Origin of the sequence: Nocardia sp. NPDC057440 (assembly GCF_042802915.1) — a bacterium.
GTDB lineage: Bacteria > Actinomycetota > Actinomycetes > Mycobacteriales > Mycobacteriaceae > Nocardia.
Genome location: NZ_JBHVDF010000017.1, coordinates 105556 through 129437, shown reverse-complemented (window position 1 = coordinate 129437; position 23882 = coordinate 105556). Strand labels below are relative to the sequence as shown.

Annotated in this window: 22 protein-coding genes and 1 riboswitch; of the genes, 13 read left to right on the top strand and 9 right to left on the bottom strand. The window is 68.2% G+C overall.

All coding sequences use genetic code 11. The annotated features are described in order from the left end of the window. Window positions 1–154: 154 nt before the first annotated feature. Entirely contained in the window at window positions 155–577 is a 423-nt protein-coding gene (locus tag ACFU4Z_RS29410) for a MarR family winged helix-turn-helix transcriptional regulator (RefSeq protein ID WP_379069206.1), read from the bottom strand. Window positions 578–658: 81 nt separating this feature from the next. On the opposite strand from ACFU4Z_RS29410, the gene ACFU4Z_RS29405 reads away from it, so the two are divergent. After that, window positions 659–2077: a DHA2 family efflux MFS transporter permease subunit gene (locus tag ACFU4Z_RS29405; RefSeq protein ID WP_379069203.1), complete on the top strand. Its 1419-nt coding sequence runs from the start codon at window positions 659–661 to the stop codon at window positions 2075–2077. A 1-nt stretch (window position 2078) separates the two neighbouring features. On the opposite strand, the gene ACFU4Z_RS29400 is transcribed toward ACFU4Z_RS29405, so the two are convergent. Continuing rightward, complete coding sequence (locus ACFU4Z_RS29400; RefSeq protein ID WP_379069199.1) at window positions 2079–2723, bottom strand: LysE family translocator; 645 nt, start codon at window positions 2721–2723, stop codon at window positions 2079–2081. 139 nt (window positions 2724–2862) lie between these two features. Continuing rightward, window positions 2863–2976: riboswitch (SAM riboswitch) on the top strand. A gap of 45 nt (window positions 2977–3021) precedes the next feature. Between ACFU4Z_RS29400 and ACFU4Z_RS29395 the strand changes: the two genes are divergently transcribed. Further along, the gene (locus ACFU4Z_RS29395) at window positions 3022–4344 is read left to right on the top strand and encodes an aminotransferase class V-fold PLP-dependent enzyme (RefSeq protein WP_379069197.1); all 1323 of its coding nucleotides are present in this window, start codon (window positions 3022–3024) and stop codon (window positions 4342–4344) included. Between the two features lie 57 nt (window positions 4345–4401). Here ACFU4Z_RS29395 and ACFU4Z_RS29390 read toward each other — a convergent pair whose 3' ends face one another. From ACFU4Z_RS29390 to ACFU4Z_RS29380, 3 genes are all read right to left on the bottom strand, one after another. Continuing rightward, window positions 4402–4953: a flavin reductase family protein gene (locus tag ACFU4Z_RS29390; protein WP_379069194.1), complete on the bottom strand. Its 552-nt coding sequence runs from the start codon at window positions 4951–4953 to the stop codon at window positions 4402–4404. A gap of 111 nt (window positions 4954–5064) precedes the next feature. Then, window positions 5065–5538 carry a YbaK/EbsC family protein gene (locus tag ACFU4Z_RS29385; RefSeq protein WP_379069192.1) on the bottom strand — a complete coding sequence of 158 codons (474 nt, stop codon included), beginning with the start codon at window positions 5536–5538 and terminating at the stop codon, window positions 5065–5067. A 49-nt stretch (window positions 5539–5587) separates the two neighbouring features. After that, on the bottom strand, window positions 5588–6142 hold the full coding sequence (locus tag ACFU4Z_RS29380) for a 2-oxo-4-hydroxy-4-carboxy-5-ureidoimidazoline decarboxylase (RefSeq protein WP_379069189.1): 555 nt from the start codon (window positions 6140–6142) through the stop codon (window positions 5588–5590). Between ACFU4Z_RS29380 and ACFU4Z_RS29375 the strand changes: the two genes are divergently transcribed. The 5 genes from ACFU4Z_RS29375 to ACFU4Z_RS29355 all read left to right on the top strand — a co-directional run bounded on the left by ACFU4Z_RS29375 (window position 6101) and on the right by ACFU4Z_RS29355 (window position 11410). Continuing rightward, a complete protein-coding gene (locus ACFU4Z_RS29375) occupies window positions 6101–6922 on the top strand; it encodes a crotonase/enoyl-CoA hydratase family protein (protein ID WP_379069186.1) in 822 nt (273 codons plus the stop codon). The two genes, ACFU4Z_RS29380 and ACFU4Z_RS29375, sit on opposite strands and share 42 nt — an antisense overlap. A 90-nt stretch (window positions 6923–7012) precedes the next feature. Beyond that, a complete protein-coding gene (locus ACFU4Z_RS29370; RefSeq protein ID WP_379069182.1) occupies window positions 7013–7519 on the top strand; it encodes a MarR family winged helix-turn-helix transcriptional regulator in 507 nt (168 codons plus the stop codon). Next, complete coding sequence (locus ACFU4Z_RS29365; protein ID WP_379069179.1) at window positions 7516–9348, top strand: MDR family MFS transporter; 1833 nt, start codon at window positions 7516–7518, stop codon at window positions 9346–9348. Before ACFU4Z_RS29370 ends, ACFU4Z_RS29365 begins: the two co-directional genes overlap by 4 nt. 107 nt (window positions 9349–9455) lie before the next feature. Further along, the gene (locus tag ACFU4Z_RS29360) at window positions 9456–10778 is read left to right on the top strand and encodes a sensor histidine kinase (protein WP_379069176.1); all 1323 of its coding nucleotides are present in this window, start codon (window positions 9456–9458) and stop codon (window positions 10776–10778) included. Continuing rightward, a complete protein-coding gene (locus ACFU4Z_RS29355) occupies window positions 10766–11410 on the top strand; it encodes a response regulator (protein ID WP_379069173.1) in 645 nt (214 codons plus the stop codon). The genes ACFU4Z_RS29360 and ACFU4Z_RS29355 overlap by 13 nt, the downstream gene beginning before the upstream one ends. Before the next feature lie 138 nt (window positions 11411–11548). Here the strand turns inward: ACFU4Z_RS29355 and ACFU4Z_RS29350 are convergent, their stop codons facing one another. Next, the gene (locus tag ACFU4Z_RS29350) at window positions 11549–13057 is read right to left on the bottom strand and encodes an alpha/beta fold hydrolase (RefSeq protein ID WP_379069170.1); all 1509 of its coding nucleotides are present in this window, start codon (window positions 13055–13057) and stop codon (window positions 11549–11551) included. A gap of 56 nt (window positions 13058–13113) precedes the next feature. Beyond that, the gene (locus ACFU4Z_RS29345; RefSeq protein ID WP_379069167.1) at window positions 13114–14295 is read right to left on the bottom strand and encodes a serine hydrolase domain-containing protein; all 1182 of its coding nucleotides are present in this window, start codon (window positions 14293–14295) and stop codon (window positions 13114–13116) included. A gap of 294 nt (window positions 14296–14589) precedes the next feature. Between ACFU4Z_RS29345 and ACFU4Z_RS29340 the strand changes: the two genes are divergently transcribed. Further along, window positions 14590–14829 carry a hypothetical protein gene (locus tag ACFU4Z_RS29340; protein WP_379069164.1) on the top strand — a complete coding sequence of 80 codons (240 nt, stop codon included), beginning with the start codon at window positions 14590–14592 and terminating at the stop codon, window positions 14827–14829. A gap of 157 nt (window positions 14830–14986) precedes the next feature. Further along, window positions 14987–18025 (top strand): BTAD domain-containing putative transcriptional regulator, encoded by a 3039-nt coding sequence (locus ACFU4Z_RS29335; protein WP_379069161.1) that lies wholly within the window; start codon window positions 14987–14989, stop codon window positions 18023–18025. Window positions 18026–18101: 76 nt separating this feature from the next. Here ACFU4Z_RS29335 and ACFU4Z_RS29330 read toward each other — a convergent pair whose 3' ends face one another. Then, window positions 18102–18593, bottom strand: a complete 492-nt coding sequence (locus ACFU4Z_RS29330; RefSeq protein WP_328408466.1) for an inorganic diphosphatase — start codon at window positions 18591–18593, stop codon at window positions 18102–18104. 209 nt (window positions 18594–18802) lie between these two features. Here ACFU4Z_RS29330 and dacB point away from each other — a divergent pair, with 209 nt between their 5' ends. The 4 genes from dacB to hpt all read left to right on the top strand — a co-directional run bounded on the left by dacB (window position 18803) and on the right by hpt (window position 23102). After that, window positions 18803–20209, top strand: a complete 1407-nt coding sequence (gene dacB / locus ACFU4Z_RS29325; protein WP_379069322.1) for a D-alanyl-D-alanine carboxypeptidase/D-alanyl-D-alanine-endopeptidase — start codon at window positions 18803–18805, stop codon at window positions 20207–20209. A 13-nt stretch (window positions 20210–20222) separates the two neighbouring features. After that, window positions 20223–21338, top strand: coding sequence for a zinc-dependent metalloprotease (locus ACFU4Z_RS29320; protein ID WP_379069320.1), 1116 nt, complete (start codon window positions 20223–20225; stop codon window positions 21336–21338). A gap of 57 nt (window positions 21339–21395) precedes the next feature. Then, window positions 21396–22469, top strand: a complete 1074-nt coding sequence (tilS, locus tag ACFU4Z_RS29315) for a tRNA lysidine(34) synthetase TilS (RefSeq protein ID WP_379069157.1) — start codon at window positions 21396–21398, stop codon at window positions 22467–22469. Window positions 22470–22544: 75 nt separating this feature from the next. Then, entirely contained in the window at window positions 22545–23102 is a 558-nt protein-coding gene (gene hpt, locus ACFU4Z_RS29310; RefSeq protein WP_379069154.1) for a hypoxanthine phosphoribosyltransferase, read from the top strand. Window positions 23103–23114: 12 nt separating this feature from the next. Here hpt and ACFU4Z_RS29305 read toward each other — a convergent pair whose 3' ends face one another. Beyond that, window positions 23115–23873 carry a cyclase family protein gene (locus tag ACFU4Z_RS29305; protein WP_379069151.1) on the bottom strand — a complete coding sequence of 253 codons (759 nt, stop codon included), beginning with the start codon at window positions 23871–23873 and terminating at the stop codon, window positions 23115–23117. Between the last annotated feature and the right edge of the window lie 9 nt (window positions 23874–23882).

Genomic DNA, 23882 nt, shown 5'->3' with positions numbered 1-23882 from the left:
CACGTCCTGCCCCACCTCTCATAGACCTGCCTAGCGCTTCACGAGTGTTGTTTCACAAGAGGGTTACCAATCGGCAAACGCCATGGTGACCAACAGTCCACGGTACCTGCGGTACTGGATTTACGTCGTTCAACGAACCGGGTGGTTGGTCTGCTCAGTCGTCGTATCCGAGGGCTTTCAACGCCAGGCGATGCAGGGTGTTGCGCTCCTCGTCGTCGAGGCGGCGCAGGACCGTGGCGGTGGCCTGCTCGATCAGCTCGTCGGTGCGGCGGCGCTCGGCTCGTCCGGCCTGGGTGATGGATAGGCGGTATTTGCGGCGGTCGTCCGGATCGCGCGTGCGGATCACGAACCCCGCCTGCTCCAATCCGTCGATCATCCGGACGACCTCGCTGCGATCGATGTGCAGCGCGTCCGATACCTGCTGCTGGCTGAGTTCGTCGTTGTCTTCCAGATGGACAAGTACCCACTGATCGCGCAGTGACGAGCCGATCTCGGTCTTGAGCGCCCGATTCAGCTTGCCGAACACATACGTCGGGAAACGCAGCAGGCCGGGCGGGCGCGCGGAGTCGGCGGACATCCCGGAATTCTACCCATTGTTGACTGACTAGATTGTTGATAATCTCCGCAATCTACAAACTCAACAGATTTGGGGAGGGCTATGACGGACACTCGGAACGCGGTCACCGCGGGTCGAACCGCACTGGAACCGATCACCGCACAGGTGTGGCGGGTGGCCGGTGTCGTCGTCTTCGGCGCGGTGATGAGCATGCTGGACACCTCGCTGGTGAATATCGGGCTCAACGTGATCGCGCGCGATCTCGGCGCTTCGCTGGACAGCGCGCAGTGGATCGCCAGCGCCTACCTGCTCGCGCTCGCGGTCACGTTGCCGCTGTGCGGGTGGCTCGGTCGGCGAGTGGGGACCGACCGGGTGTGGCTCGGCGCTTTGGTCGCCTTCACGGTCGTCTCCGGTCTCTGCGCGCTTGCTCCGAGTATCGGCTGGCTTATCGCGCTGCGCGTCACGCAGGGTTTGGCCGCCGGGCTGCTGGTGCCCGCCGGGCAGACGTTGATCGGCCGCGCCGCGGGCCCACAGCGGCTGGGGCGGGTGATGAGCGTGGTCGGGATCGCCGTGGTCGCCGCACCCGCGATCGGGCCGACCATCGGTGGCGTGCTGCTTGCTCAGCTGTCGTGGGAATGGCTGTTCCTGATCAATATTCCGTTCGGCGCGGTGGCATTCGTCCTCGCACGGCGCGTGCTGCCGCGCGAGGACGTGCGCGGCCGCGGCGAGCCATTCGATGTCGCGGGGTTCGTGCTGATCGGGACCGGGCTGTCGCTACTGGTCTACGGGCTCGGCGAATTCGGCAGCCGAGGCCGGCTTTCGGCGGTGTCGGTGTGGGTTCCCGTGCTGGCCGGTGCGGTGGCGCTCGGTGGCTTCGTGCTGCGCTCGGTACGCGGCCGCGGGCCGAAGGTCCTCGATATCGGCTTGTTCCGCACTACGATCTTCGCTACCGCGAACGTGGCCAACTTCTTCGCCGGCGTGGCGATGTTCGGGACGATGCTGTTGCTGCCCTTGTACTTCCAGTTACTGCATGGCAAAGGGTTGATCGCGACGGGGCTGTCGCTGCTCACGTTCGGTCTCGGCGGCATCGTCGCGCTGCCTGTCGCGGGACGGCTGACCGACCGCTACGGCGGTGGTGTCGTGGCGGTGGCGGGCAATGCGCTGATCATCGCGACCACAGTGCCGTTCGCACTGTCGGACGCCTCGTTGAATTCCGTGCTGGTGCAGGCGTTATTGCTGGTCAGGGGTATGGCGGCGGGGCTGACCGGAGTGCCCGTCGTGGCGGCGGCCTATGCGGCGGTGGGTCGCGAGCAGCTCCCGGATGCCGCGTCGTTCGTGAATATCTTGCAGCGGGTGGGCGGCGCTGTCGGTGCGGCGTTGATGGCGGTCGTCCTCTACCGCACGGCCGCGGCGGGTGCGTCCGTCGATGTGAGTTTCCAGCGGTCGTTCTGGTGGCTCACCGGGGTGGGAGCTGTCGCGCTCGTTGCCTCGATCCTGCTGTGGCGCAAGGAAAAAGGGTGACCTAGGCGGCGGAGGCCGCGGTGCCGATGCCGAGGGCCGCGAGGACGGCCGCGCTCGCCTGCTCCAGGCGATCGCGGACCTTCGGCTTGCGCAGTATCGCCACGGCGCGCGAGGCGGCGATCGCGAGCAGCACCATCTCCACCGCGGCGATGCTCGATTCGACCGCGCCGAGGGCGAGGGTGTTGGCGAAGGTGACATCGGTGAGGAACTGGGGCAGCACGGCCAGGTAGAACAGGCCGACCTTCGGGTTGAACATGCACGACACCAGCCCTGCGGCGAATGCCGAGCGAATCGATGCGGGGGAACCGGAATTCGCCTGCGCGGTAACCGCTTCGGTCGGGTCGAGGGCGGCACGCCGCTGTCGCCGGTGATCGATCAGCGCACGAACTCCCAAGTACACCAAGTAGATTCCGCCGACGATCTTGAGCGCGCGATAGGCCGTCGCCGACTGCTCCAGCAGGGCGGCGACGCCCGCCGCGACCACAACGGCCCACACGATGCCGCCGAGCGCCGACCCGAGCGCCGCCGCGATCCCGGGTCGCGCGTCCACCATCGAGAAGCGCAGCACCAGGAACGAATCGGGGCCGGGCGTGATCGACAGCAGTACGCACAGGCCGACGAAACTGAGCAGCAGGGAAAGCGTCACCCACCGATGGGACCGCACATCACGACATCGCGCAACCGGTTTCGACCGGCCGAGACCATGCTCGCCGGGCCTTGGCCGCGGGCGTCGTGTTTTCGATTCCGGTTGACAGCGGCCGGTGCGGTCTGCCAATCTCGGTGCAGGTCATGAGTACCAGCATCAAGCCCTGGCTAGCTGGTCGGCAACCCTCCTCCGCGGTGGGGTGCTCCAGGTGACGACCTGGCCGCCGCCCGACCGGGCGCGGCAAGCGCGGACTCGTACACCCCTTGGTTCCGGGTCCCATGACCGACGGGATTTCGTGATGACTGTTGTTGTGGATCAGACCTGTGCCGCCCTCGCCCGGGTTTCCGGCGGCGACCTCCTTGTGCCGCTCGTCCAGGGCGGAACGACCACCTACGCGAACTTCGACTACGCCGCGAGCGCACCGGCATTGGCGCAGGTCACCGACCGGGTGCAGCAGCTGTTGCCGTTCTACGCGAGCGTGCACCGCGGTGCGGGCTACGCCTCGCGGATCTCCACCGAGTGCTACGAGGCGGCTCGCGGTTCGGTGTCCAGGTTCCTCGATGCCGACGACGACCAAGTGGTGGTGTTCACTCGCAATACCACCGACGCGCTGAACCTGCTCGCCGCGTGCGTGCCCGGCGACACCGTGGTGCTGGATATCGAGCACCACGCCAACTTCCTGGCGTGGACGCGCAATGGCCGCCGCGTAGTTCGGGCCGCGGACACTGTGGCCGAGACTATCCGGCTGCTGATCGCCGAACTGTGCAGCAAGCCCGCCGCGCTGCTCGCGGTCACCGGGGCTTCCAACGTCACCGGCGAGGTGCTGCCGTTGGAGCGGCTGGCCACCATCGCACACCAGTGCGGCGCGCGCATCCTGGTCGACGCCGCGCAGCTGGCTCCGCATCGCCGAATCAGCCTGCGCGACAGCGGCATCGACTACCTCGCCTGCTCCGGGCACAAGCTGTACGCGCCGTACGGCGCGGGTGTGCTGGTCGGGCGCCGCGATTGGCTGGATGCCGCCGATCCGTACCTGGCAGGCGGTGGCGCGGTGCGCGAGGTCACCACCACGGGCGCCGACTGGGCCCCCGCGCCGCAGCGGCACGAAGCAGGCTCCCCGAACGTCCTCGGTGCGGCCGCGCTCGCCGCCGCCTGTGAGGCGCTCTGTGCGATCGATCCCGAAACCCTCGCCACCCACGAACGTCTGCTCGCCGACCGACTCCGCGTCGGCCTTTCCGCCATCCCCGGCGTCGACCTGCTGCGCATCTGGGACGACAGCCCCGACACCGTCGGCATCGTCGCCTTCACCCTGGACGGCTTCGCCCCCGGCCACGTCGCCGCCTATCTCTCCGCCGAACACGGCATCGGCATCCGCGACGGCCGCTTCTGCGCTCACCCGCTACTGGCCCGCCTCGGTCTCGACGGCGCACTGCGCGCCAGCATCGGCCTCGGCACCAGCTCCGCCGACGTCGACCGCCTCGTCGACGCCGTCGCCACCCTCGTCGAATCCGGCGCCACCTGGAACTACGCCGCCACCGATGGCCTCTGGAACCCCACCCCCGAAACCCGCCCTTTCACCAGCCTCGATACCACCGGCGGCGCCGCACCCTGCAGCATCGGCTGACCGGTCTTTGTGTGGTTGTCCGCGACCCTCAGCGCGCGGGAGGCCGGGTAACCGGGCTCATTCGCCGAGGGCGCTCGGGCGGTGGTAGCGGCCGTTGTAATAGAGCAGCGGCGCGGCGGCCGGTTTTTCATCGGTGTTGTCGTGGACGCGGGTGACCAGGCCGACGGCGAGGGTGTGGTCGCCGATGGGGATGAGCTGTTGGATGACGGCGCGGACCCAGATGGGGGTGCCGTGCAGGACCGGCTCGCCGGTGTCGAGGGTGGTCCACAGCGAGCGGTCGGTGAAACGTTCCTCCGCGGCGCGCGCGAAGCGCTGGGCCAGGTGGTGCTGGTGTTCACCGAGGAAGTGGATGACCACCGAATCGGCCTTCAGCAGGGCGGCGATGCTCGAGGAAGTGTGTGCGATGTTGAAGGAGACCAGCGGGGGTTTCAGCGACAAAGACGCGAAGGATGTCGCGGTGAAGCCGACCGGGCCGTTCTCGGAGCAGAGCGTGACGACCGTGACGCCCGCGGGATAGTGGCGCATAGAGGCGCGGTATTGCTCGGCGGTGATGCCGCTCAGATCGTCGGGAATCCGGAAATTCGTGGCGGGCCGTTGTGCTTCGGTCACATGACGAAGCTACGCCCGGTTCGAGGGTGGTGGGCGCCGACGTCGTTGTTCGATTGATGTTCGCACCGGCTGCCGCTCTGCTCGCGTGGGGTGATCGCCGCTGGTCGAGATTCAGTCCACGTCGATCGGAAGTCCGGCGGTGATCCGCACCAGTTCGCGAAAAGACGTGCGGAATACGGTGTCCGGATGACCGCCCGCGGCCCACAGCTCGCGATGCTCGGAGAGTGCGGTATCGACCCAGGTCGGCAGGTTGGTGGGGTGGCCGACCGGAGCGATGCCGCCGATCGGCTGGCCGGTGACCTCCCGCACCATCGCGGCGGGGGCGCGGGTCAGGGTGCCCTCGAGCCGCTCGCCGGTGTTGCGCAGATCGACCTGATGCGCGCCGGAAACCAGCAGCAGCACCGGGTCTTCGTCGAGTAGGAACACGAGTGATTTCGTGATGGCCCCCACGTCGACGCCCAGTGCCCGCGCGGCATCGGCGGGGGTGGGTGTCGGTGCGGGCTGCGTGACGATCACACCGTGATGGCCGCGCGCGATCAATGTGTCCGCGACCCGGCATGCGACCGGTGGTAGGGACCTGCGCATGAAACAAGGGTAGAGCGATTGCGGGCGGTACGCCGGGCGAGTGAATCAGTCAGTAGTCCGGGTATCCGTCGGAGGGCCCGAGCATGGTGTCGATGTGCGCCCGGGTGATCCGTGCGAGCTCGGTGACGACGCGCTGCGAGAACTGTTCGTGGACAACCGCGTCGAAGGCGCGATCAAGATCGGGCTGGGAGAGCGCCAGCAGCTCGACATCCACCTTGGCCAGCAGTGCGTCCCGATCCGGGAACGGACGAGCGTCGGCGATCGTGGCTGCCCATGTGACATTGCAGCAGCATTCGAACAGGGCATGAACGGCGCGGCCGCGACTGATCGTATTGAAGCGGTCGAGACCGATTCCTTGATGCATCAGCACGATGACCTCCGAGCCCGGTGAGCAAGTTTGCTGATCGGTGTCAATCATGGAGCCGGCGTCGGGCGATAACCAGCGCGGCGCACCGTTCTTTGCACAGCATTTACATGCGATGTTCGCTATGCGCCGCGGCCTGGCGCCGGCATTTCCGGGATCCGGAGTCTTGGTCTGCGTCCGGCTCGATACGCTGTACAAATGACTGATTGGCAGGCTTTCACCGTCGAAACCAAGGACCACGTCGCGCAGGTGACGCTGACCGGTCCTGGCAAGGGCAATGCGATGGGCCCGGATTTCTGGCGTGAGCTGCCGGAGGTCTTCCGTGGCCTGGACGAAGACCCTGAGGTGCGCGCGATCGTGCTCACCGGTTCCGGCAAGCACTTCTCCTACGGTCTGGACCTGGCCGCGATGGCGGGGACGTTCGGTTCGGTGTTGGCGGATAAGGCCTTCGCCGCGCCGCGGACCGATTTCCTCTACGAGGTGCGCCGGATGCAAGCCGCGGTGACCGCGGTGGCGGACTGCCGCAAGCCGGTCATCGCCGCGGTGTCGGGTTGGTGCATCGGCGGCGGGCTCGACCTGATCGCCGCCGTCGATATCCGCTACGCGAGCGCGGAGGCGAAGTTCAGCCTGCGCGAGGCGAAGGTGGCGATCGTCGCCGATATCGGATCGCTGCACCGGCTGCCCGGCATCATCGGTGAGGGGCACCTGCGCGAGCTCGCTTTCACCGGCAAGGACATCGACGCCGCGCGTGCCGAGAAGATCGGCCTCGTCAACGACGTGTTCGCCGATCAGGACGCGGTGCTCGACGCGGCGCACGCCACGGCACGCGAGATCGCGGCGAACCCGCCGCTGGTGGTGCAGGGCGCGAAGGACGTGCTCGAGCAGCGGACCAAGGATCAGGTGGCCGCCGGGCTGCGCTATGTGTCCGCGTGGAACTCCGCATTCCTGCCCTCGGAGGACCTCACCGAGGCCATTCAGGCGGTGTTCGAGAAGCGGGCACCGGAGTTCAAGGGCCGGTAAAGGCCGGTAAAACGCTTGCCATGGCCGCGGGCTCGTCTACATACTTGCATCACGCAACTAATTGATTTACGCAAGTAAAGGTAGGCCGGAGTGGACGCTGACGATCAGTCGGTCGAAACGATCGCGATCCAGCTCACCCGGCTGCAGCGGCACCGCGACCGGGTCGCGGCGCAGTTGCGCACCAGGGACGGCGTGGATCCCGCGGCATTCGCGATCCTGTTCCGGCTGCTCTGCGACGGACCGATGCGCTCGGGCGCGCTCGCCGAGGCGGTGCATTCGGACGCCTCGACGGTCAGTCGGCAGGTCGCGCAGCTGGTGGAGCGGACGCTGGTCGAGCGGCAAGCCGATCGGTCCGACGGCCGTGCCACCGTGCTGGTCGTCACCGAGCACGGCCGCGCCGTCGCGGAGCAGATCCGCAGGCGCAGGCACGAAAACCTGACCAGGGTGATGGCGGCTTGGACGCCGCAGGACCGGGCCGTTTTCGCCGGTCTGCTCCGGCAGTTCGTCGACGATTTCGAGCAGGCCAAGCCCGCCATGCTCGCGGCCATCCGCGGCAACCAGGATTTGTACAACAGTGAGACGGAGAACGATTCGTGACCGCACCGGCAACCGTGGAGGAATCCACCGGTTTCACCCACCGGCAGATCTTGACCATTCTCAGTGGCCTGATGCTCGGCATGCTGCTCGCGGCGCTGGACCAGACCATTGTGTCCACCGCGATCCGCACCATTGCCGATGATCTCGACGGCTACTCGATGCAGGCCTGGGCGACCACGGCCTACCTGATCACCGCGACCCTGGCGACGCCGTTGTACGGCAAGTTGTCCGACATGTTCGGCCGCAAGCCGTTCTTCATGGCCGCGATCACCATCTTCGTAGTCGGCTCGTTGCTGTGCACACTGGCGCAGTCGATGTACCAGCTCGCGGCGTTCCGCGCGTTCCAGGGACTCGGCGCGGGCGGCTTGATGTCGCTGGCGCTGACCATCCTCGGCGACATCGTCGGTCCGCGTGAACGCGCCAAGTACCAGGGGTACTTCCTCGCGGTGTTCGGCACCTCCAGCGTGGTCGGCCCCGTGCTCGGCGGCGTGCTCGCAGGTCAGGACACCATTCTCGGGGTCAGCGGCTGGCGCTGGGTCTTCCTCGTCAACGTGCCGGTCGGGCTGATCGCGCTCGGCGTCGTATCCAAGGTGCTCAAGCTGCCCAAGCGCCCGAACTCGACGGACCGGGTCGACTGGTGGGGTGCGTTCGTGCTCGCGGTCGGGCTGGTGCCGCTGCTCATCGTCGCCGAGCAGGGCCGCGAATGGGGTTGGGGCAGTGGGCGTTCGGTGCTCTGCTACGTGATCGGCGTGCTCGGCATCATCGGGTTCGTGCTGGTCGAGAAGGCGTTGAAGGACAAGGCGCTGATCCCGCTGCGGATGTTCTCCAACCGCACCTTCGCGCTCGGCGTTGTCATTTCCTTTGTTGTCGGCGCCGGGATGTTCGGCGGTATTTCGCTGCTGCCGCAGTACCTGCAGGTGGTGCGTGGTGCGAGCCCGACGTTGGCGGGTCTGCAGATGTTGCCGATGGTGCTCGGGCTGATGACGGGTTCGGTCGTGTCCGGACAGCTGATTTCGCGTACCGGCCGCTACCGGGCCTTCCCGTTGATCGGCGCGTCGATGCTGACGCTCGGTCTGTTCCTGCTGCACTTCCTCGACGCCGACAGCCCGCTGTGGCTGGTCATGATCTTCATGGCCTGCACCGGTTTCGGCCTGGGCAACCTGATGCAGCCGCTGACCCTCGCGGTGCAGAATGCGCTGCCGCCCAAGGACATGGGCGTGTCCACCGCCGCGGCGACCTTCTTCCGGCAGATCGGCGGCACGCTGGGTGTCGCGGTGTTCCTCTCGATTCTGTTCGCGCAGCTGACCCCGAACATCTCCACCGAGATGAAGTCCGCGGCCACCGATCCGGCCTTCCAGCACGCGGTCGTCCAGGGTGCGCAGAGCAGCAACCCCGCCGATGCCGCACTCGCGAAGGGCCTGCTCGCACAGGACACGTCGGCGGCGAGTGATGTGCTGAAGGACAGTTCGATCATCCAGCAGCTGAACCCCGATCTGGCGCGGCCGTTCAAGGTCGGGTTCGCCGAATCGATGTCGACGGTGTTCCTGACGGCGACCGCGGTGGCGCTGCTCGCGCTGATCCTGGTGCTGTTCTGGAAGGAAGTGCCGCTGCGGATGATGAGCGGGATCCAGGCGGCCAAGGGCGACGCGGCGGAATCGGCGAACGGCGCGGGACCGGATGTCGTGGAGCGCACAGGACTGCCGCTCGCGGGTGGCGAGGTCTTGAATCCGTCGGAAGATGCGGTCGAGGCCGTGGCGACGTCGGCCAACGGCACCGCGAGTTCGAACGGTGCCGGAGCGAAATCGGTAGGTAGCGTCGATTCGGTGTGAATCGACCGGACCTGGCCGCTGCCTGGTTCCGACGGTCTCGTCGGTGCCAGGCCGCGGCGTTTTCCGGTCCGGCGGGAGCATGCGCAGCCTGACGCGAGGGCCGTCCGGTGCCGGTTCCCCGCACTGCCCTCGGGCATCGGCGCGAGCAGCGTGGGCTACGGTCGCGTCGTGACGATGTCATGGGTGCGCTGACCATGCACTACCTCCGGGACCGGCTGCGGCGGCTGCCGTCGGCGATCGGTTACCTGGTCATCGGTGGCGTCACCTCGGTCTTGTCCCTTTTTGCCGTGATCGGGCTATTGCTGGTGGTCGCGCTGAGCCTGGTCGGTGTCGGGATTCCCGCGATACCCGAGGCGCTGCGGGTGCTGCGACCCCTGATCGGAGTCGAACGCCGCAGGGCGGCTCGGCGGCTCGGCGAGCCCATCGAAGCGGTCTATCGGCCGATGGAAGGCGATCTGCGCAGGCAGCTCGCCACAGCATTCACCGATCCGGCCAATCGCCGCGATATCGGGTGGCTGCTGCTGCACGCGGTGACCGGAATCTATGTCGGGGTGCTGGCCGTCGCGCTGCCGCTGAGCGCGCTCAACCAGCTGGTGATTCCGGCGTATTGGCGGTTGGTTCCCGCCGGTGCCGTCGACAACTTCGGAATGGCGGTCGACTCATGGTCGACGGCATTGCTGAGCATGCTGATCGCGGTGCCGGTCGGAGCCGTGGCCTTGCAACTGCCCGTGATCGCGGGATGGCAGGCAACCGCGGCCAGAATACTGCTCTCGCCACCGGAGGATGTCCTGCTGGCCGATCGGGTGGCGGCGCTGACCGCGACACGGGCGGCCGCGCTGGATGCGCACGGCGCGGAGTTGCGCCGGATCGAACGCGATCTGCACGACGGTGCGCAGGCCAGGATCGCCGCGGTGATCATGCAGCTCGGCCTGGCCGACCAACTGCGCGAACAGGATCCGGCGGCGGCACAGGGATTGGTGCGCAAAGCGCAGGACACCGCGACGGCGGCGTTGGCGGAGCTGCGCGATGTGGTGCGCAGCGTGTATCCGCCGGTGCTGTCGGATCGCGGTCTGGCGAGTGCGATCTCGGCGCTCGCCGCCCGCAGCCCCATCCCGGTCGTGCTCGACCTGAGCCAGGTCGGCAGGCGGCCCGCCGCAGTCGAGGCCGCCGCCTATTTCGTTATTGCCGAGGCGCTCACGAATGCCACCAAACACTCTGGCGCAGAATCCATTTCGATCGTGCTCGGCGGTGCGCCGGAGGTGCTGGCGATCGAGATCTCCGATGACGGGGTCGGCGGCGCCGGGGAGGCCTACGGCGGCGGGCTCGCAGGCATCCGGCGGCGAGCCGAGGCGCTCGACGGCCGGATGGAGCTGACCAGTCCGGACGGTGGCCCTACTGTGTTGCGGGTGGAGCTGCCGTGCGGGTTGTGATTGCCGAGGACGATGCCCTGCTGCGCGAGGGCCTCGTGCTCCTGCTGAGCACCGCGGGCATCGAGGTGGTCGCGGCGGTCGACAATGCCGACGACTTCCTTGCCGTGGTGACCGCCGATCGACCGGACGCCGTCGTGGTCGATGTCCGGCTCCCCCCGACCTTCACCGATGACGGGCTGCGTGCGGCGGTGCGCGCCCGCGCCGTGCACCCGGGCCTGCCGGTGCTGGTGCTGTCGTCGTATGTGGAGGACAGCTACGCCGCGGAACTGCTCGGCGACGGTGCGGGCGGCGTCGGCTACCTGCTCAAGGAGCGAGTCGGCAAGGTCGACCGCTTCCTGGATTCGCTGCGCCGGGTCGCCGACGGCGGCACCGCGATGGACCCCGAGGTGATCTCGCAATTGCTGGTGCGCCGCACAGCCGATGACCCGCTCGGCGCGCTCACCGCTCGGGAGCGGGAGGTGCTCGCGCTGATGGCGGAGGGGCACAACAACACGACGATCGCCGCGCGGCTCGTGGTCAGCGAAGGTGCTGTGCACAAGCACATTCGCAGTATTTTCGCGAAGCTCGGGCTGTCGGCCGATGAGGTGGGCCACCGGCGGGTGCTCGCCGTGCTCGCGTATCTGAACGCGTGATCGCGACCGGCTCTGGCACGCCGAATCGCCTGAACCTCGGTGCGGCTCAGGCGATTACCTATCCGCCGTCCCGGCAGACGGCGAAATCATGGCACCTCCGGGTTCGAGATCTGGCGGGACGATGGTGGTGCGGTGCTGTCAGTCGGCTCGGCAGGTGACGTCGGCGGCGGGCAGCGTGCCGTCGCGCAGATAGGTGTTCACCACGTCGTAGGTGCAGGTGTTCGGGTAGTTCCCGAAGATCCAGTGGATCGGGACGTCCTGCAAGGTGACCATGCGCGACGCCGACAGGTCGCGGCGCATGGCGACCGCCCCCTGGTGGGTGGTGCGGGTGTCTCCGGTGGACTGGACGATCAGGGCGGGGACCGCATTGCGTACCTGGGTCGGCGCTTCGGCGGGCGGCGCCCAGAAGGCGCACGGGGTGATGTTGTTGGCGAACGCGCCGAAGACCGGTTGGGCCGCCCGGGCGGCTTCGATATTGCGCCAGTACAGGGCGGGGTCACGAGGCGTTGCGACGTCACCGCACATGATGGCCATCTGGGCCGAACTGTCGCGCGGCTTCGCGTCGAGCATGAACGAGAGCATGGTGTCGAGTTCTGGTGCGATCTCGACCGGTTTGCCCTCGGCGGCGTCGGCGACCTGACGGATCTGCCCGGCCAGCTTTTCGTAGTTGCGCGGGTCGTCCAGTCCGACGAACAGCATCATCGGCAGTGTGTGTTCGTCGACGGCGTACTCGCCCAGGCGGATCGGGTCCGCGGCCGCGCGCCGGATCAGGTCGAGCATCGTGCCGCGGACCTGGTCGCGGGTTGCGCCGAAGTGGTACTCGCCGTCGTCGGCCGCCACGAAGTCCGCCCACAGGTCAAGCGCGGCCTCGTTGATGGGTCCCATGTCCTGCATCATGCCGACCGCGCCGTACCGGTCCGGATCCACGCTGCTGTCCAGCACGATCCGGTCGCTGCGCTCCGGAAACATCTGGGTGAACACCGCGCCGAGGTAGGTGCCGTAGGAGGTGCCGAAGTAGCTGGCTTTCTCCGCGCCGAGCGCGGCGCGGATCACATCCATGTCCCGCGCGGTGTTGCGGGTGGTGAAGTACCGCAGGCGCTCGCCTTCGGCGGCGGCGCAGCGGGCAGCCAGATCGCCTTGCGTGGCAACGGATTCGGCGAAGCCGACCGCGTCGATCCCGGCGGATTGCAAGCCGAAGCCGCGCGGCCAATGGCAGTCGAGCGGAGACGACCGCCCGACACCGCGCGGATCCATGCCGATCAGGTCGTAGCGGGCCCGCACGTCGGGGGCCATGGCCGCACTGACGTCGACCATGAAATCGAGTCCGGGGCCGCCGGGTCCGCCGGAATTGGACAGCATCACGCCGCGGCGCTGCGCCGGATCGGTGGCGGCCATCCGCGAAATAGCCACCGTGATCGTTTCGCCCTGTGGTTCGGAGTAATTCAGCGGCACCGTGATATCGGCGCATTGCGCGCCCGCCGGGTCGAGGCGTGAGTCGTCGCACGATTTCCATTGCAGCGGTTGGCTGTAGAAGCGATCCAGGGTCGGACCGTCGGCGTCGGCGGGGGCGGCACAGGCCAGACCCGTGCCCGCGAGGAGGGCGGCGAAGGTGACCTGGACGGCCATCGTCGCCTTGTGGCGTTTCACTGTCGAATCTCCGATGCTCGATCGAATGTGGTGGTAGGGGAGTGTGTTTCGGATGGTCATCCGCCACAGATGGCGACCTTGAAGACGTTCTCGACCGCGTCGAACTCCGCCTGGCTGGTCGGCAGTTGATTCGTGGACACCACGACCGCGGTGCCGTCGGCGGCGACGCCGGTGCGGACCTCGAAGCCGGGGATGCTGCCGCCGTGTCCCCAGACCTCTGTGCCGCAGGGCACGGGGCGATGGATCAGCCCGAGCCCGTAGCCGGCTCCCGGCTCGCGGTCGAACGGCACGGTCCGCCGCATCTGCGCCAATTGCGCCGCGGGCAAGAGCTTTCCGCCCAGTAGCGCGCTGAAGAACCGATTCACCTCCGCGCCGGTCGAGATCATCGCGCCCGCCGCGCCCGCCCAGGAAGTTTCGGTATTCGTGAAATCGACGCGCTTCCCCTCGGTCGAGTGGTAGCCGGACGGATGCGGATCGCGGATTCCGGTCTCGCCCGGCGCCGGGAAGTAGGTGGCCCGCAGGCCGAGCGGTTCGATGATCCGGCGGGTGATCTCGGCGGCGGGCGAGCGGCCTGTCACCTTCTCGATCAGCATGCCGAGGACGATGTAGTTGGTGTTGGTGTACTCGGCGCGCGCGCCGGGTTCGTAATTCGGCGGCATCGCCATCGCCCTGCGGACCAGGTCCGCGGGCTCGAAGCGCTGCCACCTAATGGCCTCAGAGGTGGGGTCGAGCTGAGTACCCTCGCCGGCCATGCCGCCATCGGCCGTGCCGTGACCGAGGTAGTCAGGGATGCCGCTGGTGTGCTGCATCAACTGCCGCACCGTGATTCGGTTGCCGTCGTTCCCCGTGCCCTGCACCACGCCGGGCAGGTACCGCTCGATGGGGGCGTCGAGCTGCACTTCGCCTTCGGCCACCAACTGCAGGAGCACCGTTGTCACGAAGGTCTTGGTATTGCTGCCGATCCGGACCTGCGCGTCCGCGGCGAACGGAGTGCCGGTCTGTAGATCGCCGACCCCAGCGGTCAGGACTCGATGCCCACGGGGGCCATCGATAACCACCTGAACGCCGGGGAAGCCGCTCTCGACGACCTGGTCCAAGGCCTGGACGAGCGCCGGAGACGGCGTCGCCGGGGTGGCGGGCGTCGAATTGTCACCGCTACATCCGGTCGCGGCGAAGATCGCCCCGACCGCGATTCCGGACAGCGCGACTCTGGTGGAGCTTCGCCGAATGATGTTCATGAGCAGTGATTTCCTCCAGTTCGAGCCGGGGAGTCGTCCTTGCTCCCTTTCGGATTCGAGCCTAGGAATTCCGTCGTCCACCGCCCATGCCGTGGGTACCCGAATTCGGGGTACCGGCCGCGGGGGGCGGCGCGGTAGTGCCAGCACTACCACCACGGGTTTCGGCATCGGGTGGCGAAGGTGAAACCTCCCGAGGGCTTGGCGGATCGAACCCTAGGGGTGGCTGTTCACGGCACCCGAACTCCATAACGTGAGTGAGGTCAGAATCAACCTCGCTTGTCAGGAGCAGTGAAAGTGCGTATCAAATCCTTCCTTGCCGCGGGCCTGCTGGCCACCGCTGCCGTCGCCGGGGTGTCGACTGCAGCGAGTGCCTCGGCCGCACCGGAGTACCGCGCGACCGCGACCGGCTACTACTACGGCACGTACGCGACCTATGGCGGCTGCCGGGCCGACGGCGAATCGCCCGTGACCGGCGGTTGGTATTGGGAATGCGTGGAAACCTGGAGCGGCTGGGATCTGTACATCTATTACTGATCGAATCCGCGGACCAGAGAGGGACATTCGGCTATGCCGGGTGTCCCTTTCGCCGTCATGAAAAGCTCATGAATGCTCGGGTTGAGTGTCATTTCGATGGTGCAGGGTCGTCGATGCTCATCGGTGTTGTCACGGAGTGGTCGGAGATGGGGAATACATGTTGACGTTCGCTGTGCTCGGTGAGGTTCGTGCTTGGCGCGGCGAGACGGAAATCAACCTCGGATCCAAGCAGCGCCGGGCGCTGCTCGCCGCGCTGCTGCTGCGCCATGGGCGCGCGGCGACCGTCCACGAATTGGTGGAGAGCGTGTGGGGCGAGCATCCGACCCCGAGCGCGGTCGGTGCGGTGCGCAACCACATCCTGCACCTGCGCCGGGTCCTGGAACCCGATCGCCGGGCAGGCGCGCCACCTACCGTTCTCGTCGGTTTCGGCGGCGGTTACGCGCTGCGGCTCGAACCTGGCGCGGTCGATGTCGAGCTCGTGGAGGATTGCCTCGCGCGGCACAGCGGGGCAGGCACTCTCGACGGAGTGGAATCGGCAAGGCAGCGACTGGATTCCGCGCTGCGCTTGTGGTCGGGCACGCCGCTGGCCGGTCTGCCCGGCCCCTACGCCGACCAGCAGCGCACCCACCTGATCGAACGCCGCGCCGCCCTGCTCGAACAACGCATCGAACTCGATCTGCGGCTCGGCCGCTACACCGAATCGATCGCGGAACTGACGCCCCTCAGCGTCGAATATCCGATGCGTGAACAGACCCGCGCGCTACTGATGACCGCGCTGTATCACGCGGGCCGCCGAGCCGAAGCGCTCACCGTCTACGCCGACACTCGGCGCCTGCTCATCGAGCGGCTCGGCATCGAACCGGGCAAACGGCTCGCCGATCTGCACCAGCGCATCCTGTGTGCCGAGCTGCCTGCGCCGAAACTCGCCGAGCAGACGCCGACGCCGCTGCCCGTCGCCCATCGCCCACTGGTGCGGGTCGCCCAGCTGCCCGCCGATATCGCCGATTTCACCGGCCGGGACGACACGATCCGGCGCATCACCGACCGGCTCACCCGCACCGATCGCAGCGCCGTCCCCGTCTGCGCGATCGGCGGCATGGGCGGGATCGGCAAGAGCGCGCTCGCTGTGCATGTCGCCCACGGCATTCGGGACCGGTTCCCCGACGGGCAATTGCATGTGGATCTGCACGGATTCGCGCACCCGCCGCGCCAGCACGGGACCGCGCGTTCCGGTACACCTGCCATCGACACCCTCGGTGATTTCCTGCGCGCCCTCGGAGTTCCCGAGGGCGAGATCGCCCCGACCCTTGCGGAGCGCTCGGCCCAATATCGCAGCTGTCTGGACGGCAGGCGCGTGCTCGTCGTGCTGGACAACGCGCGCGATGCCGAGCAGGTCGCCCCGCTGATTCCCGGCACGCCCGGTTCGGCGGTGCTGATCACCAGCAGATCGGCGCTGGCCGAGCTGCCCGGTGCGCTCGACGTCCGCCTCGGTCTGCTCGGCCGGGACGAAGCGCGCGACCTGCTGGCCACCCTCGTCGGCGTCGGTCGGGTTGCCGCCGAGCCCGCCGCTGTCGAGGATGTGATCACCGCGTGCGGCGGGCTGCCGCTCGCGGTGCGGATCATCGGGGCGCGGCTGGCAGCACGGCCGAGCTGGACCGTCGGCTCGCTGGCCGAACGGCTCATCGACGAGCAGCAGCGTCTCGGGCTGTTGCGCACCGGCGATCTGGCCGTGGAAGCGGCGTTCCAATTGAGCTACGACCAGCTGCACGCGGAGCAGGCCACGGCATTCCGGATGCTGGCCGTGCCCGGCGTAGCGGAGATTTCGCTCGACGGCGCGGCCGCGATCCTGGGTGCCGACCGTGTGCTGATCGAGCAGGTGTGTGAATCCCTTGTCGATCTCAACCTGATGGAGTCCACCGCACCCGGCCGGTACGGCTATCACGATCTGTCGCGATTGTTCGCGCGTGACCTGCCGCCCTGCCCCCCAGCCGATCCCGCGTCCGGTCCGCTGTTACGGCTGCTGGATCACTATCTCGCCACCGTGAAAAACGTGGTGGCGGTGTGCAATCCGGGTACCCGATTGCCGGAGCATCTGCGCAGCACCGGCTCGAAGGGGATGTCCTTCGCCGACAGCACGGCCGCTGCGGCGTGGCTGAGCGCGGAACGCCCGAATCTGGTCTCGCTGTATGAACAAGCAGCGCAGGTGGGTGGGGACGCGCTGCCGGTGGCCGCCGACATCGCATGGGGCACCGCGGAATTGATCGACGGCGGGCCCAACTGCCAGGAGTTGGCGCTGGCCCTGGAACTGCTACTCGACGCGGCGCTGCTGGCGGGTGACCGCGCGGTCGAATGCCGGGTCAGGGTCGCCCTCGGTGCGATCTTCACCTACGCGCTCGGTGCGATGCGCTCGGGTCGCGATCATCAGCGGATCGCGCTGTCCTTGGGCGGCGACTCGAGCACCGATGCCAGGCTGACGGCCTTCGCGGCGCAACTGCTCGCCTCGTCCACTCGAATGGGCGTCGAGGACGCCGCGTCGCTCGCACATGTCGAGCGCGCGATCCGATTGGCGCGTCGCGTCGGCGATCCGGCGATCGAATGCACCTGCCTGGTGCACGCGAGCAAGACATTGTCCGACGCAGGTCGATTCGCCGAGGCCGAGGAGCACGCCCGCAGCGCCATTGCGCTGGCCGCCGCGATCGGCAATACGGCACTGGAGGCGCTGGCCACGCATGAGCTGGGGGTGAGCCGCAGTTATCAGGGCGATCATCGCGCCGCGGTGGCGCTGTGCGGCGACGCGGTTCGGCTGGCCAGGGTCAGTGGCGTGCTGCTGCGGGAGGGTTGGGCGCTGGCCCGTCTCGCGCATGTCTACCTGATGGCGGGGAGGTTGACCGAGGCCGAGCCAGTCGTCGACGGGGCGGTGCGGGTGCTGACGCGGGCGGCCGGTCCGCTGCACCGCGCACGCGTGCTGGTGCTGCACGGTGTGATCCTGCAAGGGCTGCGGCGGGCGGAGGACTCCGCTCGAGTGTTCCGAGCCGCCGCCGAGATCTTCGCACCGATGGAGGATCCGCATCTCACCCACGAGCGGTTCGACCGCGAGGTGGAAGCGCCGATCGTGCTGCTGCTGCGCGAACATGTGGATCAGGTCATCGCCGAGCGTCGTCGATCCCGTCACTTGCGCGTCATCGAGAGCCCGTGACCTGGTGCGCGAAGGGCTGGAACGACAAAAGCGGGAAGCCCGTTCGCGCCGGACTTCCCGCTCTCGTACGCGGGAATCAGTGGCCGCCGTTGTCCTGCAGCCGCTTGAAGGAGGCCTCCACCTCGGCCTCGGCCTCGGCGCGGCCTACCCACTCCGAGCCCTTGACGAACTTGCCCGGCTCGAGATCCTTGTAGCGCTCGAAGAAGTGCTTGATCGCGGCCAGCTCGAACTCCGGCACATCGGCCAGGTCCTGGATGTGGTCCCAGCGCGGGTCGCCCGCGGGAACACACAGCACCTTGTCGTCGCCGCCCGCTTCGTCGGTCATCTTGTACATCGCGACCGGGCGCACCTCGATCAGCACGCCGGGGAACACCGAATCGGGGAGCAGGACCAGCGCGTCCAGCGGGTCGCCGTCCTCACCGAGGGTGTTCTCGATGTAGCCGTAGTCGGCCGGGTAGACCATGGACGTGTAGAGGAACCGGTCGAGCCGGACCCGGCCGGTCTCGTGATCGACCTCGTACTTGTTACGGGAACCCTTGGGGATCTCGATGGTGACGTCGAACTCCACGCCATCTCCTTCTTCCGGTGCGTCTATGAGCCGAGCGGGCACGAACTGCCGACTCGTCAGGTTGTTCGGGGGAACGGTTGCGCAACGAGGATAGTGTGGTCGGCGAGCACATGGGTGCGGCAGGCGGCCGCGTTGAGGAGAGACGGCGGGACGTGGTTGGTCGGAGCAGTAAAAATATCGGTGGTCTGGCCGCTCGGCGGCGCCGCAACATGTGGGTCGGATTCTCGATTGCCCTGGTCCTGCTGCTGGTGGCGAGCGGAGCAGTGCTGCTCGCTCTGAAGCCGTGGACGGATGAATTCCGGCACGGCGGGCTGACGTTCGCGGCCCCGCCCGCACCGGTACGGCCGTTCCCGCAGGTCGCGCCCACGCCGTCGAATGCGCCCGCGCCGACCCCCGCCGGTATCGCCGCCGCGCTCGCCGCCGTCGTCGGCAATCCGGATCTCGGCGCGTTCGCCGGATCGGTCAGCGACGCCGCCAGTGCGACCGTGCTGTGGAGCGGTGACGCGAACAAGCCGATGATCCCGTCTTCCACCGCGAAGATCCTGACCACGGCCACCGCGCTGCTCACGGTGCCGCAGGACCATCGGGTGACCACCCGCGTGGTGGCGGGCCCCACGCCGAATGAGCTGGTGCTGGTCGGCGGCGGCGATCCGACGCTGACCGCGCAGCCGGACGGCAAGGGCTACTACCCGAACGGGCCGCGCCTGTCTGATCTGGTGGCTCAGATCCACGCGGCGGGCCCCGCGGTGGACACCATCGTGGTGGACATATCCGCATTCGCCGGGCCGACCATGGCGCCGGGCTGGGAACCGGTCGACATCCCCGAGGGTTCGATCGCGCCGATCGAACCGGTGATGATCGACGGCGGCAGGCTCGATCCCCTCGTCGAATACTCACCGCGCACCGCGACCCCTGCGCTGGACGCCGGACGGCGACTCGCCACCGACCTCGGCCTCGACCCGGGCCGGGTCCGCATCGGCACGGCAATGCCGGGTGCGCGGCAGATCGCGAGCGTGCAGTCCGCACCGCTGCGGGACCGCCTGCGCGACATGATGGTCCATTCCGACAATGTGCTCGCCGAGGCGATCGGCCGCGAGATCGCGGCCGCGACCGGAGCCGAGCCGTCGTTCACCGGGGCGGTCGCCGCGGTGACCGACGCGCTGAGCCGGGCCGGATTCGATCTCAGCGGAATGTCCATGCAGGACAACAGCGGACTCTCGACGGAGGATCGGGTGCCACCGCGGCTGCTCGACAAGATCCTGGCGACCGCCGCGAAGCCGAGCGGATCCGGCGCCGTGCGGCCGAGCAACACCATGGCCAGGCCCGAAACCGATCGCCTCGCGGTCACTTTGGCGCCACTGCTGGATGACCTGCCGGTGGCCGGTGCGACCGGCTCGCTGGCAGGCCGCTACGTCAATCGGGACCGGGTGGGCGCGGGCTGGGTGCGCGCCAAGACCGGAACTCTGTCGGTGGCCAGCACGTTGGTGGGTTATGTACTCGACCGCGATGGACGGGTGTTGACGTTCGCGTTGATGTCCAACGATCGGCCGCCGGAGGCCAGCAGGCCCGCGTTGGACGCGATAGCAGGCACGCTGCGTAATTGTGGATGCTCATGACGGGTGGATGACGATGTTCGAAGGCGCTGACAAAACAGCCGATGCCCGCTCGGGGCCAGACAGCGGCTCCGCCGAGCGGCGTCGTTCCGGGTTGTCCGGCGCTGTCGACTGGCGGTTGGCGGCGCGCACCGGTGCGGCACTCGTTCCCGCTGGGCCGCGGGCTTCGCGATATTCCGCCGAGCAGGTCGTCGCCGAACTGGCCGACGCGTCGATACGGGCCGAAGGGCCGGTTCGCGAGGTGAGCGGCTTGCTCGACGACCAGCCGGTCCCCGCGGCGCGGATCGTCGACCGGCCGGGCTGGATCGCGGCGGCCGCCGACTCCATGGGCCAGCTCACCGGCACCGGACTCGACTCCGACACCCAGCGTGGCGTGCTCGCGGGCAAGCCCGCGGGCGTGCAGGCCGGGGCGATGCTGGCCTTCCTGTCCACCGCGATTCTCGGGCAGTACGACCCGTTCACCGGTCCCGACGGCACGCTGTTGCTCGTCGCGCCCAACATCATGGCGGTGGAACGCGCACTCGGTGTTTCGCCGACCGACTTCCGCTTCTGGGTCTGCCTGCACGAGGTGACCCACCGGGTGCAGTTCTCCTCGGCGCCGTGGCTGGCGGAATACATGCGCGCCAATGTCGACACCCTCGGCGCGGTCGGCGACGAGCCGCTGGCGGACATGCTGTCGCGGCTGCTCGCCGAGGTGCGTGACCGCCGCAGTGGCGCCACTACCGACGATCCGAGCGCGCGCGGCGTCGTCGGCCTGCTGCGCGCCACCCAGGCGCCGCCGCAACGCGCGGCGCTGGATCGGCTGTTGATGCTGGGCACCCTGCTCGAGGGCCACGCCGACCACGTGATGGACGCGGTCGGCCCGGCCGTGGTCCCGTCGGTCGAGCAGATCCGCGCCGCATTCGACAAGCGCCGCAAGCGCCCGACCAATCCGCTACAGCGCCTGCTGCGGGCCCTGCTCGGCGTCGATGCCAAGGTGGCCCAGTACGTGCGCGGCAAGGCCTTCGTCGACCATGTCGTCGAGCGGGTCGGCATGGCGGAGTTCAACACTGTGTGGACGGACGCGGATACGCTGCCGCGGCTGGACGAAATCGACGACCCGCAGCGGTGGATCACCCGGGTACTGGGTTAGGCCGTTTCCCTACCCTCGGGGACGGGGTGCGCTGGTGGGCGTCGGTAGGCTCCTGGTATGAGCGGTGCGGGACGAGCGACGTCACGGAACCCGCAGGTGGGGGCCGGGAAAACGGTGCCGCGTCTTCCCGAGACCGAGGCGGTGCTCGAAGTACGCAGGGCAGTGCGGGGCTGGCTGGCCGAGTACGCGCCGGAGGCTTCGTCGGGCGTTGCGGTCGCCTTGTCGGGCGGGGCTGACTCGCTCGCACTCGCTGCGGCAGCGGTGGTGGAGGCGGGGCGCGTCGACGCACTGGTCGTCGATCATCGGTTGCAGCCGGGCTCGGGGCAGGTCGCGGCCGTCGCCGCGGCGGCCGCGCTGAAACTCGGTTGCCGGTCGGCGCGGGTGCTCGCGGTGGAGGTGGGCAGCGCGGGCGGGCTGGAGGCGGCGGCGCGGCAGGCTCGCTACGCGGCACTGGACGCGGCCCGGGCCGGCTTGCCGGTCTTGCTCGGACACACCCTCGATGACCAGGCCGAAACGGTCTTGCTCGGCCTGGCGCGCGGGTCGGGCGGACGTTCGATCCAGGGGATGGCGGCATTCGCCGATCCATGGGGCAGGCCGCTGCTCGGAGTTCGACGGGCGGCCACCAGGCAGCTATGCGCGGATCTCGGGTTGACGCCACACGAGGATCCGCACAACTCGGCGCCGGAGTTCACCAGGGTGCGGTTGCGCACCGAGGTGTTGCCGCTGCTGGAGGACGTCCTCGGCGGCGGCGTGGCGGCCGCGCTCGCACGCACCGCCGAGCAGTTGCGCGCCGACGGTGCGGTGCTGGATGCGCTGGCGGGCGAACTGCTGCGTGCCGCGAGCGCCGACTCCGACAGCGAGCGCTCCGCCGATGACGGCTCCGGCAGTGATGGGGTGAGCCTGTCGATCGAGACCCTCGCCACTGCCCCTGCCGCGCTGCGCCGCCGGGCGATCCGGGCCTGGCTGCTCGCGGGCGGTGCGAAAGCCCTGACCGGCAAGCATTTACACGCCGTCGACGAATTGATCACCGCCTGGCGCGGTCAGGGCGGCGTCGCTGTCGGCGGCGGCGGGCCGGGCAGCAGGTTGGTCGCGGCGCGCGAACGTGGCAGGCTGACTATGCGTCTGCGCTGATGACACATAAAGCGCAGGCCGATGACACAATGGATCGGTCGCTCGGGATCAACACCACGGAAGGACACAACTGACGTGTACGGGGATGACATCGCGTCGGTGCTGATCACCGAGGAACAGATCGCCGCCAAGACTCAGGAACTGGCCGAGCTGATCGCCAAGCGCTATCCCGCCGACGCCCCCGAAGGCGATCTGCTGCTGGTCGGCGTGCTCAAGGGCGCGATCTTCTTCATGACCGACCTGGCCAAGGCGCTGTCGATTCCGACCCAGATGGAATTCATGGCGGTGTCCTCCTACGGATCGTCCACCTCGTCGTCCGGCGTCGTGCGCATCATGAAGGATCTGGACAAAGACATCGCGGGCCGCAATGTGCTGATCGTCGAGGACATCATCGACTCCGGTCTCACGCTGTCGTGGCTCAAGCGCAATCTCTCCACCCGCAACCCGGCCTCGCTCGAGGTTGTCACCTTGCTACGCAAGCCCGACGCGCTGCGCACCCACGTGGACGTCGCACACGTCGGGTTCGACATTCCGAACGAATTCGTCGTCGGTTACGGCCTCGACTACGCCGAGCGCTACCGCGACCTGCCCTACATCGGCACCCTCGACCCGAGGGTCTACGGGGGCAAGTAAGAACGCCGCCGCTTATTCCACCGCCCGCCGGAACGCACCCGGTATCGACGGTGCCACCGATCTATCGGTGATGAGAGCGAATATCGTTGCGGGCGAACCCGATCCGCCTCGATACAGCGCACCGCCGACGAGCACCCAGGCGCCGGTGACGGGCAGCGCGGCGAGATTGGCGAGGCATTCCAAGCTGATTCGGTGCTCCCGGTACAGCAATTTCGACACCGCATAGGTGTCGTCGCTGCCGAGATCCGGTCCGAAGGTGTCGATGCCGAGCGCGCCGCGGTGGCCGAGACGCCCGGTGCGCAACAGCCATTCCATGGTCTCGACCGCGAAACCCGGTTGCTGGTCCCCGGTTTCGGCGGTGCCGAGGAACTCCGGAGTGCCCCATTTCGCATCCCAGCCGGTCCAGGCGATCACCGCGGACCCGTCGGCGATGCGACCGTGCCTGCTTTCCCATTCCTTGATGTCGGCAACGGTGATCGCGTAGCCGCGGTCGCGTGCGCAGTGGTCGCGCACATCGATCTTCACCGCGGGCAGCAGCAGGTCCTCGAGGTCGAGCTCGTCGGCGGCCAGGCCGTCGGCGTGGAAATGAATCGGCGCGCCCCAATGGGTTCCGGTGTGCTCGCCCTGCTGGATGTAGCGCAGGTAGTAGCCGTCGTTCGCCACCGTCGCCGCGATGTCCGTGCGAAATTCCGGGTCGCCGGGGAACAGCGGTGTCGTCGCCGGATCGTGCACATGCGACAGACTGACCAGGCGTCCGAACGGAGCATTCATCGCCGCTGA